Genomic DNA, 16,172 nt, shown 5'->3' on the forward strand with positions numbered 1-16,172 from the left:
TACTACAACGTGTAGTGCTACGTTTCGTAGTAGTCATCTCGGAGGGGTGTGTCGATGATCCAAGTCCTGACGACCGCGCTGACGGTCGTCGCGGTGGCCGCCGCGGTCTGGGCGCTCGCGCTGGCGGTGCTCGACCACCCGATCACCTTGCGCACCAAGCCGACCCTCGGGCTGGCGGGCGCGGTCCTGCTGCTGGAGGCGGGGCTGCTGGCGCAGGCCGTGATCGGGGTCTTCGCGCTGCTCGGCACCGACCGCGACCTCGACCGCGCCACGTTCGTGGGCTACCTGGTCGGCGTCGCGGTCGTGCTGCCGCTGGGCGCGGTGTGGTCGGTGGCCGAGCGGACCCGCTGGGGCGCGGGCGTTCTCACCGTCGCCTGCCTGAGCGTGCCGGTGATGAACCTGCGGCTCGACCAGCTGTGGGCCGGCCATGGGTGACCGCCTCGCCACGCCCGCGCTGCTCAGCGACTGGCTGTTCACCAGCGCGTTCGGCGTCTACATGCTCGCGGCCCTGCTGTGCTCGGCCGAGTACGCCCTGACCCGCCACGCGGCGAGCCCGCCCGCGTTCGCCGTGCGGCTGGGGCGCTCCGGCGTCGCGCTGACCGTCCTGGGCGGACTGCTGCACCTCGGATCGGTGGTGCTGCGCGGTGTCGCGACCGGTCGCGTTCCGTGGGGCAACATGTACGAGTACCTGTCGGCGGTCGGGCTCGTCGCCGTCGTGGCGTGGGTGTACCTGGTGTCCCGCCACGACCTGCGCCGCATGTCGGTGTTCGTGCTGCTGCCCATCGCGTCGCTGCTGTTCCTGGCGGGCAACCGGCTCTACGCCGAGGCCGCGCCCCTGGTGCCGTCGCTGCGCTCGTACTGGATCATCGTCCACGTCGCCGCGGCGATCATGGCCAGCGGCGTGTTCCTGCTCTCCGGCGTGGTCAGCGCCCTGCACCTGGCGAGCACGGGCGAGTTCCGCCGCAAGGGCGCGGGTCCGCCGAGCCGCCGCCTGCCGCCGGTCGAGCACCTGGACCGGATCGCCTACCGCACCGGCACGGTCGGGTTCCTGACCCTGACGTTCGCGATAGTCACCGGCGCGGTGTGGGCCGAGCAGGCGTGGGGCCGGTTCTGGGGCTGGGACCCGAAGGAGACCGTCGCCTTCGTGTCCTGGGTCTGCTACGCCGCCTACCTGCACGCCCGCGCCACCGCGGGCTGGCGCGGGCGCCGCTCGGCGTGGCTCAACGTCGTCGGCATGGTCGTGGTGCTGTTCAACCTCTTCTTCGTCAACCTGGTCGCGGTCGGCCTGCACTCCTACGCCGGGGTGGACTGAGCCGGCGCGCGGAACGCCGAGCGGTAGGCGTGCGGGGTGGTGCCGACCACCCGCTTGAACCGGTCCCGGAACGCCGTGGGCGAGCCGAAGCCCACCTGCGCGGCGATCCGGTCCACCGGGTGGTCGGTCGCCTCCAGCAGGTGCTGCGCCCGCCGCACCCGCGCGAGGTGCAGCCACCGCAGGGGCGTGGTGCCGGTCTGCTCCCGGAACCGGCGGTTGAGCGTGCGGGTGCTCATGCCCGCGCGCGCCGCGATGTCCTCCAGGCCGAGGTCCCGCGCGCAGTTCTCGTCCACCCACCGCAGCACGGGCTCCAGCACCGACCCGCGCGGCACGGGCGGCTGCTCGTGCACGACGAACTGCGCTTGGCCGCCCTCCCGCTCCAGCGGCATCACCGACAGCCGCGCCGCGTCGGCGGCCACCGCCGACCCGTGGTCGCGGCGGATCAGGTGCAGGCACAGGTCCAACCCGGCTGCCGCGCCCGCCGAGGTCAGCAGCTGCCCGTTGTCCACGTACAGCACACCCGGGTCCACCTCGACCGCCGGGTGCCGGGCGGCCAGCGCCGCGGCGGCCGCCCAGTGCGTCGTCGCCCGCGACCCGTCCAGCAACCCCGTCGCCGCCAGGACGAACGCGCCCGAGCAGATCGACGCCAGCCGCGCGCCGCGCGCGGCGGCCAGCCGCAGCGCGCCCAGCACCTCCTCCGCGACCGGCGCCGAGGCGTCCGCGCAGCCCGGCACGATCACGGTGTCCGCCTCCACCAGCGCGTCCAGGCCCCACGGCGCCCGCAGCGCGAACGCGCCCGCGTCCACCGTCGGCGTGGCCGCGCACACCAGCACCCGGTAGGCGGGCGACCCGTCGGGCAGCCGGGTGCGGGTGAACACCTCGATCGGCGTGGACAGGTCGAACGGCACGACCCGGTCGAAGGCGAGGACGGCCACCGTGTGCATGCGACCACGCTAGGCGTTCGCCCGGCGCAGCCGTTCGGCCGCCTGCGCCCGCACGACCTCGCCGCACACCGGCGCGTCACCGTGCAGCGCCTCCCACCGCGCGTTGTGCGCCGCCGGCCACAGGCTCGCCGCCCACGCCACCTCCAGCTCCTCCGCCGTGAACCGACGCCCCCGCAGCACCTGGTAGGCCCCCAGGAACGCGGCGGAGCTCTCCACCGGGACCAGCGACGGCGGCGGGGAGTTGGCGAACGTCCCGCACGCCGCGCCCACCAGCGCCGCCTCCGGCTGCCACGCCAGGCTGTCCCAGTCGTGCACCACCCACACCCGGCCGGCCCGCCACCGCAGGTTCTGCGCCTCGAAGTCCGCATGACCCAGCACGCGCGGCAGGTCCGCCGCCGGCAGCCGCGCGCGGGCCCGCCGCGCCGTGCGCACGACGTGCGCGGGCACGACCGACTGGTCCCGCCCGTCCAGCAACCCGATCGCCGGCCACAGCCGCCGGTCCCCGTGGTCCCGCCGCGCCCAGCGCGGGCTCGGCACCGGCGGCGGCACCGCCACGTCCGCCAGCTCCGCCATCAGCCGGGCGAACACCTCCGCGGACCGCACCGCCACGCACGACGCCGCCCGCCCGCGGTCCTTCCGCGCCTTCACCACCACGTCGCGCCCGTCGGCCAACCGCAGCCCGAACACCGCCGACATCGACCTCGCCACGAACAGCACCGCGACCGGCTCGCCGCCCACGTGGTCCGCGCACCACCCCGGCAGCCAGACCGGCACGTCCTCCTCGCGCACGGTCACGACTGTGCCACGCGAGGCTTGCCGGAGTGGCCCCGATCACCTACCGTCGAGTAAAGGTGAAGAGCTTTCGCGTATGTCGGGGAGTGCGGATGCGAGTCTCACGACGGTCGTTGACGGCGACGGCGCTGGTCGCCGCCCTGGTCGTGGTCGGGCTGCCGGCGGCGGACGCCGCACCGCAGCCCTACCTGGTCGGGCGCGGCATCTCCGACGTCACCGGGCCCGCCGCCGAGAACGGGATGATGGGCTACTCGGCGTTCGACCAGAAGACCACCGGCATCCACCAGCGCCAGCGCTCCCGCGCCTACGTCGTGGTCGACCAGGCCACCGGCAAGCGCGTCGCCTACGTCAACGCCGACCTCGCCATGATCTTCCGGGCCGTGCAGGAAGGCGTGCTGGCCAAGCTCCAGGCCCGCTACGGCTCGCTCTACACCCGCGAGAACGTGCTGCTGTCGGCCACCCACACCCACGCGGGCCCCGGCGGCTACTCCCACAACCTCGCCTACAACCTCTCGATCCTCGGCATGCAGCCCCAGACCCTGGCCGCGATCACCGACGGCATCACCGAGTCGGTCGTGCGCGCCCACGAGGACCTCAAGCCCGGCGAGCTGTCCCTGGGCCGCGGCGAGCTGACCGACGCCAGCGTCAACCGCTCCCGCACCGCCTTCGAGCGCAACCCCGACAAGGGCCACTTCCCGCTCGGCATCGACCCCGCCATGACCGTGCTGAAGTTCCGGCAGAACGGGACCGACGTCGGCGCGATCAGCTGGTTCGCCACCCACAACACGTCCATGACCAACAAGAACACCCTCATCAGCCCCGACAACAAGGGCTACGCCTCCTACCAGTGGGAGCACGACGACCGCGGCGTGCGCTACCTGGAGGACCGGCCCGGTTTCGTCGCCGCGTTCCCCAACACCAACGCGGGCGACATGTCGCCCAACCTCAACCTGCGCCCCGGCTCCGGCCCCACCGAGGACGAGGTCGAGAACACCCGGATCATCGGCGAGCGGCAGAACCGCAAGGCCCAGCAGGTGTTCGCCGGCCCGCAGACCCCCGTCACCGGCCCGGTGGACCACCGGATGCGGTTCGTGGACATGTCCGCCGTCACCGTCGACGGCCGCCACACCACCGACGGACGACCCGGCACCACCTGCCCCGGCGTGGTCGGCGCGTCCACCATGGCCGGCAGCGTCGAGGACGGACCGGCGATCCCCGGCTTCAGCGAGGGCATGACCAGCCCGCTCAAAGCCCTGTTCGAGCCGCTGGACGTCGAGGTGCCGCAGTGGCTGCGCGACTGCCAGTACCCCAAGGCGTCCCTCGTGCCCACCGGGCTCGTGCAGGCCACGCCGAACGTCCTGCCGCTGCAGATCGTCCGGATCGGACCCCTGCACCTGGTCGCCGTGCCCGGTGAGGTCACCATCGTGGCCGGGCTGCGCATCCGCCGCGCCGTCGCCGCCGAGGCCGGCGTGCCCCTGGAGAACGTCCTGGTGCAGGGCTACGCCAACGACTACAGCCAGTACATCACCACCCCCGAGGAGTACGACCTCCAGCAGTACGAGGGCGGCTCCACGCTGTTCGGCCGCAACACCCTGCCCGCCTACCAGCAGGAGTTCGGCAAGCTCGCCGCGTCCCTGCGCGCCGGCACGCCCCTCGCGCCCGGCGCGACGCCCACCAAGCCGCCGTTCACCGACATCAACCTCCAGACCGGGGTCGTGCTCGACGACAAGGCGCCCTGGCACACCTTCGGCCAGGTCCTCACCCAACCCGCCGCCGGCTACGCGCGCGGCCAGACCGCCACCGCCGCGTTCGTCACCGGCCACCCCAAGAACAACCTGCGCCGCAACGGCACCTTCCTGGAGGTCCAACGCCTCGTCGACGGCGCCTGGACCCGTCACGCCGACGACGGCGACTGGTCCACCCGCTACCGCTGGCAGCGCGAGGGCGTGGCCAACTCCACCGCCACGATCACCTGGACCATCCCCGCCGACACGCCGGCGGGGGAGTACCGCATCGTCCACCACGGCGACTGGAAGAGCGGCTGGACCGGCGCCATCACCCCGTTCACCGGCGTCACCAGGACGTTCACCGTCGGCTAGGCCCGCGGCCGGGCCCTCAGTCGCCCTCCCGGTCCAGCGGACCCCAGCTCGTCGCGGCGTGCTCGTCCACCAGGCGCTCGCACTCGGCGAGCACGTCGTCCGCGATCCACCCGATCGGGTGGTGACACTCGATCAACGGCTCGTTGTCCGGGCCGCGACCCACCTCGCGGCCCTCCAGGATCCACGGCCGCGTCCCCGGCCCCCGGCGTTCCTTCAGGTGGCGGTAGTCGTGCAGGCGGCGGGCCACCCACAGCCGCAGCGGGCGGTCGCCCCACCACGGCTCGATGGCCAACGAGTTCGCGGACAGCCCGGGCAGCCGCACACCGCTCAACCCGTCCCGGCTGCACCGGTCACTGTCCGCTTCCGGCCCCTGCGACCAGCGCACGTACAGCTCGCGCGCGGGCGCTCGGTCCTCGACCAACGACACCAGGTCGGCTAGATCGGCGAAGGTGCGCATGCGCCGGGGTTACCGCGTGGACGGAGGTTCGAACACCGAAGTCGCGGGTATGAGCTAAAGCATGACCGAAGCGACCACGACCGCCCGCCACTCCCTGTGGTCGGACTCGATCCCGCACGGCCGGTTCCCCACCCTCACCGGCGAGACCGCCGTGGACGTGGCGGTCGTCGGCGGCGGCATCACCGGCGCCACCACCGCGCTGCTGCTCAAGCGCGCCGGCCTGCGCGTCGTGCTGGTGGAGGCCGACCGCGTCGGCAGCGGGGTCAGCGGCAACAACACCGCCAAGGTCACCGCACTGCAGTCCACTGTGTACTCGACCATCGAGCGCAAGCAGGGCGCCGAGGCCGCCGCCGACTACGCCGACGGCAACATGGCCGCCGTCGAGCGCGTCGCCTCGCTGGTGTCCGAACTGGGCATCGACTGCGACCTGCGCCGCATGCCCGCCTACACCTTCGCCTTCGACGAGGAGTCCCGCGACGCCGTCGAGCAGGAGGCCCGGGCCGCCGCCAAGGCCGGCCTGCCCGTCGCGCGCGACCGCGGCGAGCTGATGGGCGTGCCGTTCCCCGTCGCCGCCGCCGTGCGGCTGGACGACCAGCTCGCCATCCACCCGGTCAAGTACGTGCGCGGCCTCGCCGAAGCCGTCGACGGCGACGGCTCCCGCGTCTACGAGGCCGGCCGCGTCCTGCGCATCGAGGACGGCACCCCCAGCCGCGTCCACACCGACCAGGGCACCGTCGTCGCCGAACGCGTCGTCGTCGCCACCCACTACCCGATCCTCGACCGCGGCCTGTACTTCGCCCGCCTGGAACCCATGCGGTCCTACTGCGTCGCCGTCCGCCTCGCCTCCGGCACACCGCCCACCGGCCTGGCCATCAGCACGGGCAGCCCCTCCTGGTCGCTGTCGAGCTCCGGCGACCTGCTCATCGTCTGCGGCCAGGGCCACGCCACCGGGTCGTCCCCCGGCGAGCCCTACGAGGAGCTGACCAAGTTCGCCGCCGAGCACTGGGACATCGCCGAGGTCACCCACCGCTGGTCCGCCCAGGACCCCACCTCCTACGACAACCTGCCGATGATCGGCCCCTACACCCCGGGCTCCAACACCCTCTACGGCGCCACCGGCTTCATGAAGTGGGGCCTGAGCAACGGCACCATGGCCGCCGAGCTGCTCACCGACCTCATCGTGGGCCGCGACAACCCCCTCGCGGCGCGGTTCAGCCCGCACCGGCTCACCCTCGGCGCGACGCCGAAGCTCGCCAAGCTCAACGCCAAGGTCGCCGTGGACCTGGTCGGCGACCGGCTCAAGTCGGCCGAGGTCGACACCGTCGCGGACGTGCCCGTCGGCGAGGCCCGCGTGGTCCGCGACGGCACCGGCAAGGCCGGCGTGTACCGCGACGAGGCGGGCGGCGTGCACGGCGTGTCGCTGCGCTGCACCCACCTCGGCTGCCTGGTCCGGTTCAACCCCGCCGAACGCAGCTGGGACTGTCCCTGCCACGGCTCGCGGTTCGACGTCGACGGCGCCGTGCTCGAAGGGCCCGCCACCAAGCCGCTGCCCCGACGCGACCCCTCATGACGGTCGGCGTCGAGGAGGAGTTCCTCCTCGTGGACCCCGAGAGCCGCCGCCCGGTGGCACGGGCCGCCGACGTGCTGGCCGGCGTCCGCGACCTGCCACCCGGCGCGCGGGTCCACCGCGAGCTCAGCGGCGTCCAGGTCGAGTTCGCCACCGGCGTGTGCGCCGACCTGCGCGAACTGCGCGACCAGCTCACCGCGGGCCGGCAGGCGCTGGCCGACGCCGCCCACGCCGAAGGTCTGTGGCTGGTCGCCTCCGGCACCCCGCCGCTGGCCGACCCGCGACCGGAGCTCAGCGCGGGGGAGCGGTTCGACCGCATCGAGTCGCTCTACCGCGGCCAGGTCGACGCCTACCAGTGCTGCGGCTGCCACGTCCACGTCGGCGTGCCCGACCCCGAGACCGCCGTGCACGTGGTCAACCACCTGCGGCCCTGGCTGCCGACCCTGCTCGCGCTGGGCGGCAACTCCCCGTTCGACCACGACCGCGACACCGGGTACGCGAGCTGGCGGATGATGGACCAGGCGCGGTTCCCCGGCTCGGGCGTGCCCCCGGTCTGCCACAGCGCCGCCGACCACGCCGCCCGCGTCACCCGGCTGGTCGACTGCGGCGCCCTGGTCGACGGCAGCCAGACGTTCTGGCTGGCCAGGCCCTCACCCCGGTACCCGACCGTCGAGGTCCGCGTCGCCGACACCGCCGCCACCGTCGACCACGCCCTGCTCCAAGCCGGGCTCACCCTGGCGCTGGTGGCCGCCGTGGAGTCCGCCCCGGCGCTGGAACCGGACGAGCAGGTCCTGGCCGCCGCCGTGTGGTCGGCCGCCCGCCACGGGCTGTCCGGCCCCGGCGTCGACCCGCTCAGCGCACGCCAGGTGCCCGCCGTCGACCTGGTGCACGCGCTGCTCGACCACGTCGACGACGCGCTGGGCGAGGACCGCGACCTCGTCCACGCCCTCGTGCGCGACGTGCTGGACAACGGCACGGGCGCGCAGCGGCAACTGAGGGCGGGATCACCCGAGGCCGCCGTCGACCTGCTCGCGTGCACTCGCACCGGAACGGGTAGTCCACGGGCATGACCACAGTGGACCCTGCCCTCGACCGCGCCGTGCTGCCCGCCGCGCGCGGACCCCTGTCCGCCGCCGTCCTGGACGCCCTGCGCGGCGACCCGCCGGCCATCGGCCTGCCCCCGTCCGCCTCGGCCGACCCCTACGGTGAAGACCTGCACCTGGCCCTGCACGTGTGCTACGAGCTGCACTACCAGGGCTTCGCGGGCGTGTCGGACGACTGGGAGTGGGACCCCGAGCTGCTGCGGTTTCGCGCCCGCCTGGAACGGGTCTTCCTCGACGCCCTGCGCGCCGACGTGCCCGGCGGCGCCGACATCGACGGCGTGCTGGACGAACTGCTGGTCGAACCGGTAGACGGCGTCGGCGTGAGCCACTTCCTCAAGGACGAGGGCCAGTGGTGGCACATGCGCGAGTACCTGGCGCTGCGCTCGATCTACCACCTCAAGGAGGCCGACCCGCACGCCTGGGTCATCCCGCGGTTGCGCGGCCCGGCCAAGGCGGCGCTGGTGGCCGTCGAGTTCGACGAGTTCGGCGCCGGCCGCGGCGACCGCATGCACTCCCGGCTGTTCGCGGACCTGCTCGTCGGTGCCGGACTGGACCACCGCTACCTCGGTTACCTGGAGCACGCGCCCGCCGTGATGCTCGCGACGGTCAACCTGATGTCGTTGTGCGGCCTGCACCGGTCGTTGCGCGGATCGCTGGTCGGCCACTTCGCCGCCGCCGAGATCACCACCGCGCCCAGCGCCACCCGCATGGCCAAGGCGCTGCAACGCCTCGACGCCCACCCCGACTGCGTCGAGTTCTTCACCGAGCACATCGAAGCCGACGCCGTGCACGAACAAGTGATGCGCCGTGACGTCATCGGCGACCTGCTGGCCCGCGAACCCGAGCTGACCGAGTCGGTCGTGTTCGGTGTCCAGGCCACCGAACTGCTCGAACAACGCCTCGGCGACCACCTGCTCGACGCGTGGGAAAAGGGGCAGACGGCGTTGCGCCTGCCCCTGTAGGCCCCACCGGTCAACGTCGTTTGCGGTGGCTCGTGTCGCACAGCGGATAACGCTTGCTGCGGCGGCACGCGCACACCGCCACGACGAACCGGTCCGAGCACACCACCGTCCCGTCCTCCAGCCGCACCTCCACCGGCCCCTCCACCAGGACGGGCCCACCGGGCACCACGGTCACCACCCGGGCGTCACGCCGCGTCGGCACGGATCACCACCAGTTCCTCCTGCTCCTGCCCGTGCTCGATCAACCCGCGCCGGGCCAACCACTCCGCCCGGCCCCGCATCACCGGCCCGAACGGCACCGTGCGGCGCGCCACCACCGACGCCTTCAACCCGCCGCCGCGCAACTGCCGCAACGTCACGTCCGGATCGGACAACGCCGAGTGCACGATCAGGCCCATGCCCCTGTCCGCCAACAACAACGGCAGCACCGCGCACAGCCGGTCCAGCACGCTGCGCCCGTCCAGCCCGGCGTCCCATGCCCGCGCCGGGCCCCGGTCCGGCACATCGGCGCTGGGCACGTACGGCGGGTTTGCCGTGACGACGTCGAACTCGCCCCGACCGACCAGGTCGCCGAAGTCGCCGTGCCGCACCCGCACGCGCAGACCGCGCAATCGGGCGTTGACCCAGGTCGCCGCCAGCGCCCGTCTGCTCAGGTCCACGGCCGTGATCTCACCCGCGCCCGCCACCGCCGAGGCGATCGCCAGCGCGCCGGTGCCGGTGCACACGTCCAGCACCCGACCGCCGCGCGGCATCCCGGCCTGCGTCAACGCCTCGGCCATCAGCCACGTGTCTTCCTGGGGCCGGTACACGCCCGGCGGCCTCAACAACCACATAGGACTGTGGTTCCCGGCGGCACGGCCCGCAAACGACAGGATTGTTCCGCATCCCACCGGGGAACCCCCGTGGCCCGGACGCAGGGAGGTCGGATGGGCGTGGTGGAGGCGACCCGTGCGGTGGCCCGTGAACAGGTCCTGGTCGCGATGGCGCTCGGCATCCCGAGCCTGCTCGCCGATCAGGCGTGGCGCGCGACCGACCCGGACGAGGGACGCGGACTGGGCGTCCTGCTCGTGCCGGGCTTCGGCTTCGGCGACTGGAGCCTCCGGCTGACCGCCACCTGGCTGCGCAAACGCGGCTACGTGCCCACCGGGGCCCGGATCGGGATGAACGTGGGCTGCACCTCCGAGCTGGTCGACCGGCTGGAACGCAGGCTCGAGGCGCACGCCGAGGCCACCGGCGGCCCGGTGGTGCTGTTCGGGCAGAGCCGCGGCGGCGGCCTGGCCCGGCTGCTGTCGGTGCGCAGGCCCGAACTGGTGCGCGGCCTGGTCATGCTCGCCAGCCCCGTGCTCGACCAGCTGGGAGCGCACCCGAGCGTCGTGCGCGTCGCGCGGACGCTGGCCCGGCTCTCCCGCGCCGGCATCCCCGGCCTGCTGAACGAGGACTGCTTCGCCGGCGCCTGCTACGACACCAACTCCACCGCCATGGCCGCGCCGCTGACCGTGCCCGCCATCGCGGTGTTCTCCCGCAACGACCTCATCGCGCCCTGGCAGCTGTGCGCCGACCCGTGCGCCGACTGCGTGGAGGTCAGCAGCTCGCACACCGGCATGGGCCTGGACCCCGAGGTGTACCGGCTCCTGGCCCCGCGCCTGGCCGAGTGGGCGCGGGACCGGGAGCCCGCCACGTCCGCGCCCACCCCGGCACCGGTCGCGCTGGAGGCCACGGCGTCGGCGCGCTGACCCGGCCTACCGCGCCGGTGGCACGTGCAGGCGTGACCCAGTGGCCTCCGTGCTCGGCCACCACGCGCCGTCCTCGGCCACGTAGAACAGCCGCGGCCCGATCTCGCTGATCGTGCGCACCGCGTCCACCAGCCGGTCGACGTGGTCCACCCCGATGCCCAACCCCAGGCTCGCCCGCACGGCCGTCCGCTCACCGGACAGGTGCCGCGCCAGCGGCCGGGCGCAGAAGTCGCCGTGCCGCACGCCGATCCCGTACTCCACGGACAACGCCGTCGCCAGCAACGCCGAGTCCACCCCGTCCACGGTGAACGCCACCATCGCGACCCGCTCGCTGGCCGGGCCGAACAACGACACCTCGACCACCTCGGGCACCTCGGCCAACCCCGAGCGCAACCGGTTGAGCAGCACCGACTCGTACGGCATCACCGAGTTCCACGCCGTGCTCAACGTCTGGCACGCCGCCGCCAGCGCCACCGCGCCCACCACGTTCGCCCCGCCCGCCTCGTGCCGCGCCGCGCCCGACGCCCACGTCACCGCGCCGTCGCCCACGTCCACCGTGGCACCGCACCCCGCCAGGTGCGGCCGGGCCGCCTCCAGCCAGTCCGGCCGCCCCGCCAGCACCCCGATCCCGAACGGCGCGTACATCTTGTGCCCGCTGAACGCCACGTAGTCCACGTCCAGCGCGGCGATGTCGATCGGCTGGTGCGCGGCCAGCTGCGCCGCGTCCACCGCGACCCGCGCGCCGTGCCGCCGGCACAACGCGACCACGTCCTCCAGCGGCATCAGCTCGCCGGTCACGTTGAGCACCGCGCTCACCGCCACCAGCACGTCACCGCCGAGCGTCCGCAGCTCCTCGTCCAGCGACTCCAGCATCTCCTCCACCGACGCCGGGATCGGCAACCTGCGCACGTCCCGCCACGGCAGCAGCAGCGCGTGGTGCTCGCTGTCGAACACCACCACCGTCGTCCCCTCCGGCACGGCCATCGCCAGCAGCTTCACCGCGTCGGTCGTGTTGCGCGTGAACACCAGGTAGTCGTCGTCCCGGCAGCCGACGAACGCGCGCACCACCCGCCGCGCCTCCTCGAAGCGGGACGTGGAGATCCCGGCCAGCGTGCCCGAACCCTCGTGCGAGCTGGCGTACCAGGGCAGGAACGCCTGCGCCGCCTCCGCCACGGCCACCATGCACGGCGCGGTGGCCGCGTGGTCGAAGTTCGCGAACGACGCCGTCGCCCCCGACCCCAGCGGCACCTGGAGGTCCGCGCCCAGCACCGCCGGCAGCACCGACCGCGCGCCCTCGGTCGGCCGGTGCCGCGCGAACGGCCGCACCGTCCGGTCCGGGTCCAGGAACAGGGTCACCGCGCGTCCCCGGCCGCCGCGCCCTCGACGAACGCAAGGTCCTCGTCCGGCAGCGCGTCCAGGTAGTCGTGCACCCCGTCGTAGGCGAACGTGAGCACCCGCGACCCGGGCGGCAGCGCCCGCGCCACCCGGCACGCCGCCACCAGGTTCGCCGCCGACGAGATCCCGACCGCCAGCCCCTCGGTCCGCATGACCCGCCGCATCATCTGCCGCGCGTCCTCGAACGACACCTGCTCCTCGTCCGACACCAGGCCCAGGTCCAGCACCGCGGGCACCAGGCCGACCGCCAGCCCCTGGATCGGGTGCGTCACGAACCTGTTCTCCCGCAACGAACAGCCCTCCGGCTGCACGGCCACGACCCGCATCGACGGCTGGTGCTCCGACAGCACCCGGCCCACACCGGTGATGTGCCCGCCCGTGCCGACCCCGGCGACCAGCGCGTCCGGCAGCCGCGACCCCAGCGCGTCCATGATCTCCACCGCCGTGGTGCGCTCGTGGATCGCCGGGTTCGCCGGGTTGGCCTGCTGGTTGAGCATCACCCAGTCCGGGTTGTCGAACAGCAGCCCCAAGGCCATGTCGGCGTGCGAGTTGTTGCCCAGCGTGTGGTCGGACAACCGCACCTCGGCGCCGTAGCTGCGCAGCAGCCGCTGCTTGGCCGGGCTGTAGTTGTCCGGGATCACCAGCACCAGCCGGTAGCCCAGGATCGCCGCCGCCATCGCCAGCCCGATGCCGGTGTTGCCGCCGGTCGACTCGATGATCGTCTGCCCGCTGCCGCGGACCAGCTCGCCGTCCTTCTCCGCCTCCAGGATCATGTTCAACGCGATGCGCACCTTGTGGCTGCCACCCGGGTTGAGCAGCTCAAGCTTCACCAGCAGCTCGCGGTCCAGGTCCGGTTCCAGCCGGGACAGCCGCACGATCGGCGTGTCGCCGATCGCGTCCAAGACCGAGTCGGCGATGCCCTTGCCCATGCTCACTCCTGCGTGACGTGCGGGGGGACGGTTTTCTCGCGCGGCGCGCCGAACGTCGCGATCGCGGTGTAGCGGCCCAGGGCCGCGTCGAAGTCGAACAGCCGCGAGCCCAGGACCTCGTCCCGCGAGGTGTCCACGACCAGGTGGCGCACCGGGTACACCGGCGTGCCCTCGTAGACGGCGAAGCGGTGGTCCTCGTCGCTGAAGTACGCGCCCGCGTCCGGGTGCGAGTGGTAGATCACGCGGACCGGGTCGTCGCCGTCGAACGAGTCCTCCAGCTCGCGCAGGTCCGCCACGCCGAACGCGTACCCGGTGCGGCTCTCCCGGTCGTAGACCTCGGGCCGGTCCTCGATGGCGTTGACGCAGTCCTTCACCCCGCTCGCCCGGACGAACCCGCACGCCTCCGACGGGTAGCGCGCCAGCACGTGCCGGTAGACCTCGGCCAGCGCCGCCTCGGACGGCCGCCCGTCCTCGTCGACCGCGGGCACGACCGCCGGCGTCACGGGCGGCGGCAGCACCTTGCGCTGGTTCCACTGCGTCACGCCGAACGCGCCCAGGATCACCAGCGTCAGCAGCAGGTCCACCCAGCCGAACGACGCACCCTCGATCATCACCGCCAGGAACTGCGCGATGATCGGGAACAGCACGAACGCGAACGACACCAGCACCGTGTCCATCCGCTGCAACAGCCAGAAGTACACCGCGAACCCGATCGCGGACGCCACGATGCCCAGGTAGATCGTCGCGCCGATGCTGCGGGCGGTGAACGCCTCCGCGCCGGGCCGCTCCACCAGCAGGCCCAGGGCCGTCAGCAGCACACCGCCGACGGCCATCGGCAGCGTGTTCAGCGTCAGCGCGGGCATCTTCCCGCCGTGCTTCTTGATCATGATGTAGGCCAGCGCGTGGATCACGGCCGCGCCCAGCAGCGCCGCCACACCGATCACGTTCGTCACCGCGACGCCCTGCGAGTGCACGATCAGCATGCCCAGCGCGGCGAACGCGACCAGCACCGCCGCGGCCTGCGTCGTGGTGATGCGCGTGCGCAGGATCGGCACGCTGAACACGATCATCAGGATCGACACCGACGACACGCAGATCGACGCCAGGCCCGACGACACGTACAGCTCGCCGTAGTTGAACAGGAAGAACGGCACGGTGAAGTAGCAGCCCACCATGAACACGAAGAACCAGCCCATGCCGCGCGGGTAGCGCAGCGGCTTGCGCAGTGCCAGGCACGCCGCGATGAACGCCGGACCGGCGACGACGAACCGCAGACCGGACGCGGTCAGCGGGGGCATGTCGGTGATCGCGAGCTTGATCGCGATCCAGGTCGAACCCCAGATCAGCACGACCGCGGCGAAGCTCACCGCGACCAACGCCTTCAGCTGTCGGGGACGACCGGGCGTCGAGGCTGCGGCACCGGGCCGCGACGCCTCGATCTCAGGAGCGGACATGGAGCGGGATCTCCAGACTGGACGAGGGTGTGCTGGTCGTGCGGCGACGGCGGACCCGCGGCGGCTCAGCCCGCCGCGGTGCGCGGCAGCGACGCGACCCGCGACTTGCGGGCCAGCGGGATGCCGACGGTCACCTCGGACCCGCCGTGGCGGACCCGGATGTGCGCCACCGAGCGCAGCCCGCGCGCCCGGGGCGAGATCTGGAACGTGAGGCACTTCGCGTTGTTCTGGAGCACCGACCAGTCGCCCGCGGCCAGCGGAAGCTGCGTCGGGCCCAGCAACTGCACCTCCAGGCCGGGGCGGTCCAGGTCGTTGCCGTGCAACCGGAACCGGTACTCGCCCAGCCCTTCCACGCCGTAGACCGTGATCGGCCGCGGCCCGGCGACCATCTGGTACTGGTGCAGCACCGCCACCTGCGCGCCGGCCGGCACGTCCGCCCGCACCAGCGCGTGGCTGCCGATCATCACGTCGTCGCCGACGGTGATCGGCCCCAGCACGCGCGCGAACCCGCCGACCTGCACCCGGTCGCCGAGCGTCGGGTGCCGCCTGCCCGCCGCGTTGTCCGCGATGCCCAGCGCCCCCAGCACCACGCCCTGCAGGATGTAGCAGTCCGCGCCGATCGTCGCGTCCTCGCCGATCACCGTGCCGATGCCGTGGTCGATGATGAACCGGGGCCCGATCGTCGCGCCGGGGTGGATCTCCACGCCCGTGCGCACCTTCGCCCCCTCGGAGATCTTGCGGGCCAGCACGCGCTGCCGCCACGGGTCGCCGCACGGCGCGGTCAGCACCTCGTGCGCGACGCGGTAGGACAGCACCGCCTGGAAGCACGCGTACGCCTCCAGCACGTACTGCCACGACCCCAGGCTCGCCGGGTCCCGTCGCGCCAGCGCCAGCAGGTCGCCCACCGCGAGGTCTGCGGCGCGGCGGACCACCGCGCCGGAATCGAGACCGAGCGCGGCCGAATCGGACTCGTGCGGCGCGAGCACATTCTCCGCCGCCCGAACAATTTCCGGGTAAGCGGCGTCCGGTTCCCGGTCCACAGGACAGGCGGACTCCTCGCGAACGACAGACACCGGTTCCCCCTAGTCAACAGATGATGTCGCGGTCGGGGACATTACCTCGGTTTCCGCAGTTCGGCGACCGCACTTTTGCGGCTCGCTCGGCCGATCGGACGGCTTGATGCGCCGATCGGTCGCACTTGGTTACGCCGTCATCGGGCACGTTCACTGTACTGGCCCAGTGGCGAAGATCGGGATTAACGCAGATTAATAAAACCGAAACACGTCGCAGTCCGATACTTCACCCGGATGTCCCAACGACGTGCATGCGCCCTCTATATGGCCAGGTCAAGCGCCCTGGGCCGGTCGGGGGCAGGACTTGCGCGATCCGCTAGCATCCCGACGACGCATCCTTGGCCACCCGATC

16 protein-coding genes are annotated in these 16,172 nt (G+C 72.9%); 7 read left to right on the plus strand and 9 right to left on the minus strand.

Annotation, left to right across the window (positions count from 1 at the left end):
- Nucleotides 1-54: 54 nt before the first annotated feature.
- Together ACIQMJ_RS20420 and ccsB are read left to right on the plus strand one after the other, a co-directional pair.
- The gene (locus ACIQMJ_RS20420; RefSeq protein ID WP_499762569.1) at nt 55-435 is read left to right on the plus strand and encodes a hypothetical protein; all 381 of its coding nucleotides are present in this window, start codon (nt 55-57) and stop codon (nt 433-435) included.
- A complete protein-coding gene (gene ccsB / locus ACIQMJ_RS20425) occupies nt 428-1,312 on the plus strand; it encodes a c-type cytochrome biogenesis protein CcsB (RefSeq protein ID WP_499762570.1) in 885 nt (294 codons plus the stop codon). The genes ACIQMJ_RS20420 and ccsB overlap by 8 nt, the downstream gene beginning before the upstream one ends.
- Here the strand turns inward: ccsB and ACIQMJ_RS20430 are convergent.
- Both ACIQMJ_RS20430 and ACIQMJ_RS20435 read right to left on the minus strand, forming a co-directional pair.
- Entirely contained in the window at nt 1,294-2,256 is a 963-nt protein-coding gene (locus ACIQMJ_RS20430) for a GlxA family transcriptional regulator (RefSeq protein WP_499762571.1), read from the minus strand. The two genes, ccsB and ACIQMJ_RS20430, sit on opposite strands and share 19 nt — an antisense overlap.
- Nucleotides 2,257-2,265: 9 nt before the next feature.
- Nucleotides 2,266-3,045 (minus strand): hypothetical protein, encoded by a 780-nt coding sequence (locus tag ACIQMJ_RS20435; protein ID WP_499762572.1) that lies wholly within the window; start codon nt 3,043-3,045, stop codon nt 2,266-2,268.
- Between the two features lie 95 nt (nt 3,046-3,140).
- On the opposite strand from ACIQMJ_RS20435, the gene ACIQMJ_RS20440 reads away from it, so the two are divergent.
- Nucleotides 3,141-5,147: a neutral/alkaline ceramidase gene (locus ACIQMJ_RS20440; protein ID WP_499762573.1), complete on the plus strand. Its 2,007-nt coding sequence runs from the start codon at nt 3,141-3,143 to the stop codon at nt 5,145-5,147.
- A gap of 16 nt (nt 5,148-5,163) precedes the next feature.
- On the opposite strand, the gene ACIQMJ_RS20445 is transcribed toward ACIQMJ_RS20440, so the two are convergent.
- Complete coding sequence (locus ACIQMJ_RS20445) at nt 5,164-5,604, minus strand: DUF6098 family protein (protein ID WP_499762574.1); 441 nt, start codon at nt 5,602-5,604, stop codon at nt 5,164-5,166.
- Nucleotides 5,605-5,665: 61 nt separating this feature from the next.
- Here ACIQMJ_RS20445 and ACIQMJ_RS20450 point away from each other — a divergent pair, with 61 nt between their 5' ends.
- Genes ACIQMJ_RS20450 through ACIQMJ_RS20460 form a run of 3 tightly spaced genes read left to right on the plus strand, consistent with a single transcriptional unit; the run spans nt 5,666 to nt 9,236 of the window.
- Nucleotides 5,666-7,174, plus strand: a complete 1,509-nt coding sequence (locus ACIQMJ_RS20450; protein ID WP_499762575.1) for an FAD-dependent oxidoreductase — start codon at nt 5,666-5,668, stop codon at nt 7,172-7,174.
- Nucleotides 7,171-8,241, plus strand: a complete 1,071-nt coding sequence (locus tag ACIQMJ_RS20455) for a carboxylate-amine ligase (protein WP_499762576.1) — start codon at nt 7,171-7,173, stop codon at nt 8,239-8,241. Before ACIQMJ_RS20450 ends, ACIQMJ_RS20455 begins: the two co-directional genes overlap by 4 nt.
- Nucleotides 8,238-9,236 (plus strand): iron-containing redox enzyme family protein, encoded by a 999-nt coding sequence (locus ACIQMJ_RS20460; RefSeq protein WP_499762577.1) that lies wholly within the window; start codon nt 8,238-8,240, stop codon nt 9,234-9,236. Before ACIQMJ_RS20455 ends, ACIQMJ_RS20460 begins: the two co-directional genes overlap by 4 nt.
- A 10-nt stretch (nt 9,237-9,246) precedes the next feature.
- Here ACIQMJ_RS20460 and ACIQMJ_RS20465 read toward each other — a convergent pair whose 3' ends face one another.
- Together ACIQMJ_RS20465 and ACIQMJ_RS20470 are read right to left on the minus strand one after the other, a co-directional pair.
- On the minus strand, nt 9,247-9,438 hold the full coding sequence (locus tag ACIQMJ_RS20465) for a CDGSH iron-sulfur domain-containing protein (RefSeq protein ID WP_499762578.1): 192 nt from the start codon (nt 9,436-9,438) through the stop codon (nt 9,247-9,249).
- Complete coding sequence (locus tag ACIQMJ_RS20470; RefSeq protein WP_499762579.1) at nt 9,422-10,069, minus strand: HemK2/MTQ2 family protein methyltransferase; 648 nt, start codon at nt 10,067-10,069, stop codon at nt 9,422-9,424. Before ACIQMJ_RS20470 ends, ACIQMJ_RS20465 begins: the two co-directional genes overlap by 17 nt.
- 93 nt (nt 10,070-10,162) lie before the next feature.
- On the opposite strand from ACIQMJ_RS20470, the gene ACIQMJ_RS20475 reads away from it, so the two are divergent.
- Nucleotides 10,163-10,969 carry an alpha/beta hydrolase gene (locus ACIQMJ_RS20475; RefSeq protein ID WP_499762580.1) on the plus strand — a complete coding sequence of 269 codons (807 nt, stop codon included), beginning with the start codon at nt 10,163-10,165 and terminating at the stop codon, nt 10,967-10,969.
- A gap of 6 nt (nt 10,970-10,975) precedes the next feature.
- Here ACIQMJ_RS20475 and ACIQMJ_RS20480 read toward each other — a convergent pair whose 3' ends face one another.
- The 4 genes from ACIQMJ_RS20480 to ACIQMJ_RS20495 form a co-directional block, all read right to left on the minus strand.
- Nucleotides 10,976-12,325 carry an aminotransferase class V-fold PLP-dependent enzyme gene (locus ACIQMJ_RS20480; RefSeq protein WP_499762581.1) on the minus strand — a complete coding sequence of 450 codons (1,350 nt, stop codon included), beginning with the start codon at nt 12,323-12,325 and terminating at the stop codon, nt 10,976-10,978.
- On the minus strand, nt 12,322-13,293 hold the full coding sequence (locus ACIQMJ_RS20485) for a PLP-dependent cysteine synthase family protein (protein ID WP_499762582.1): 972 nt from the start codon (nt 13,291-13,293) through the stop codon (nt 12,322-12,324). The genes ACIQMJ_RS20480 and ACIQMJ_RS20485 overlap by 4 nt, the downstream gene beginning before the upstream one ends.
- A 2-nt stretch (nt 13,294-13,295) precedes the next feature.
- Complete coding sequence (locus ACIQMJ_RS20490; protein WP_499762583.1) at nt 13,296-14,747, minus strand: EamA family transporter; 1,452 nt, start codon at nt 14,745-14,747, stop codon at nt 13,296-13,298.
- Between the two features lie 65 nt (nt 14,748-14,812).
- Entirely contained in the window at nt 14,813-15,787 is a 975-nt protein-coding gene (locus ACIQMJ_RS20495) for a serine O-acetyltransferase (protein ID WP_499762584.1), read from the minus strand.
- Between the last annotated feature and the right edge of the window lie 385 nt (nt 15,788-16,172).

The organism is Actinosynnema sp. NPDC091369, from assembly GCF_044757065.1.
In the GTDB taxonomy this organism is placed as follows: domain Bacteria; phylum Actinomycetota; class Actinomycetes; order Mycobacteriales; family Pseudonocardiaceae; genus Actinosynnema.

Coding starts and splice junctions, on each gene's coding strand:
- ACIQMJ_RS20490 (WP_499762583.1), bottom strand. CDS start 14,747: ATGTCCGCTCCTGAGATCGAGGCGTCGCGGCCCGGTGCCGCAGCCTCG.
- ACIQMJ_RS20485 (WP_499762582.1), bottom strand. CDS start 13,293: ATGGGCAAGGGCATCGCCGACTCGGTCTTGGACGCGATCGGCGACACG.
- ACIQMJ_RS20460 (WP_499762577.1), top strand. CDS start 8,238: ATGACCACAGTGGACCCTGCCCTCGACCGCGCCGTGCTGCCCGCCGCG.
- ACIQMJ_RS20470 (WP_499762579.1), bottom strand. CDS start 10,069: ATGTGGTTGTTGAGGCCGCCGGGCGTGTACCGGCCCCAGGAAGACACG.
- ACIQMJ_RS20440 (WP_499762573.1), top strand. CDS start 3,141: ATGCGAGTCTCACGACGGTCGTTGACGGCGACGGCGCTGGTCGCCGCC.
- ccsB (WP_499762570.1), top strand. CDS start 428: ATGGGTGACCGCCTCGCCACGCCCGCGCTGCTCAGCGACTGGCTGTTC.
- ACIQMJ_RS20455 (WP_499762576.1), top strand. CDS start 7,171: ATGACGGTCGGCGTCGAGGAGGAGTTCCTCCTCGTGGACCCCGAGAGC.
- ACIQMJ_RS20475 (WP_499762580.1), top strand. CDS start 10,163: ATGGGCGTGGTGGAGGCGACCCGTGCGGTGGCCCGTGAACAGGTCCTG.
- ACIQMJ_RS20430 (WP_499762571.1), bottom strand. CDS start 2,256: ATGCACACGGTGGCCGTCCTCGCCTTCGACCGGGTCGTGCCGTTCGAC.
- ACIQMJ_RS20420 (WP_499762569.1), top strand. CDS start 55: ATGATCCAAGTCCTGACGACCGCGCTGACGGTCGTCGCGGTGGCCGCC.
- ACIQMJ_RS20445 (WP_499762574.1), bottom strand. CDS start 5,604: ATGCGCACCTTCGCCGATCTAGCCGACCTGGTGTCGTTGGTCGAGGAC.
- ACIQMJ_RS20450 (WP_499762575.1), top strand. CDS start 5,666: ATGACCGAAGCGACCACGACCGCCCGCCACTCCCTGTGGTCGGACTCG.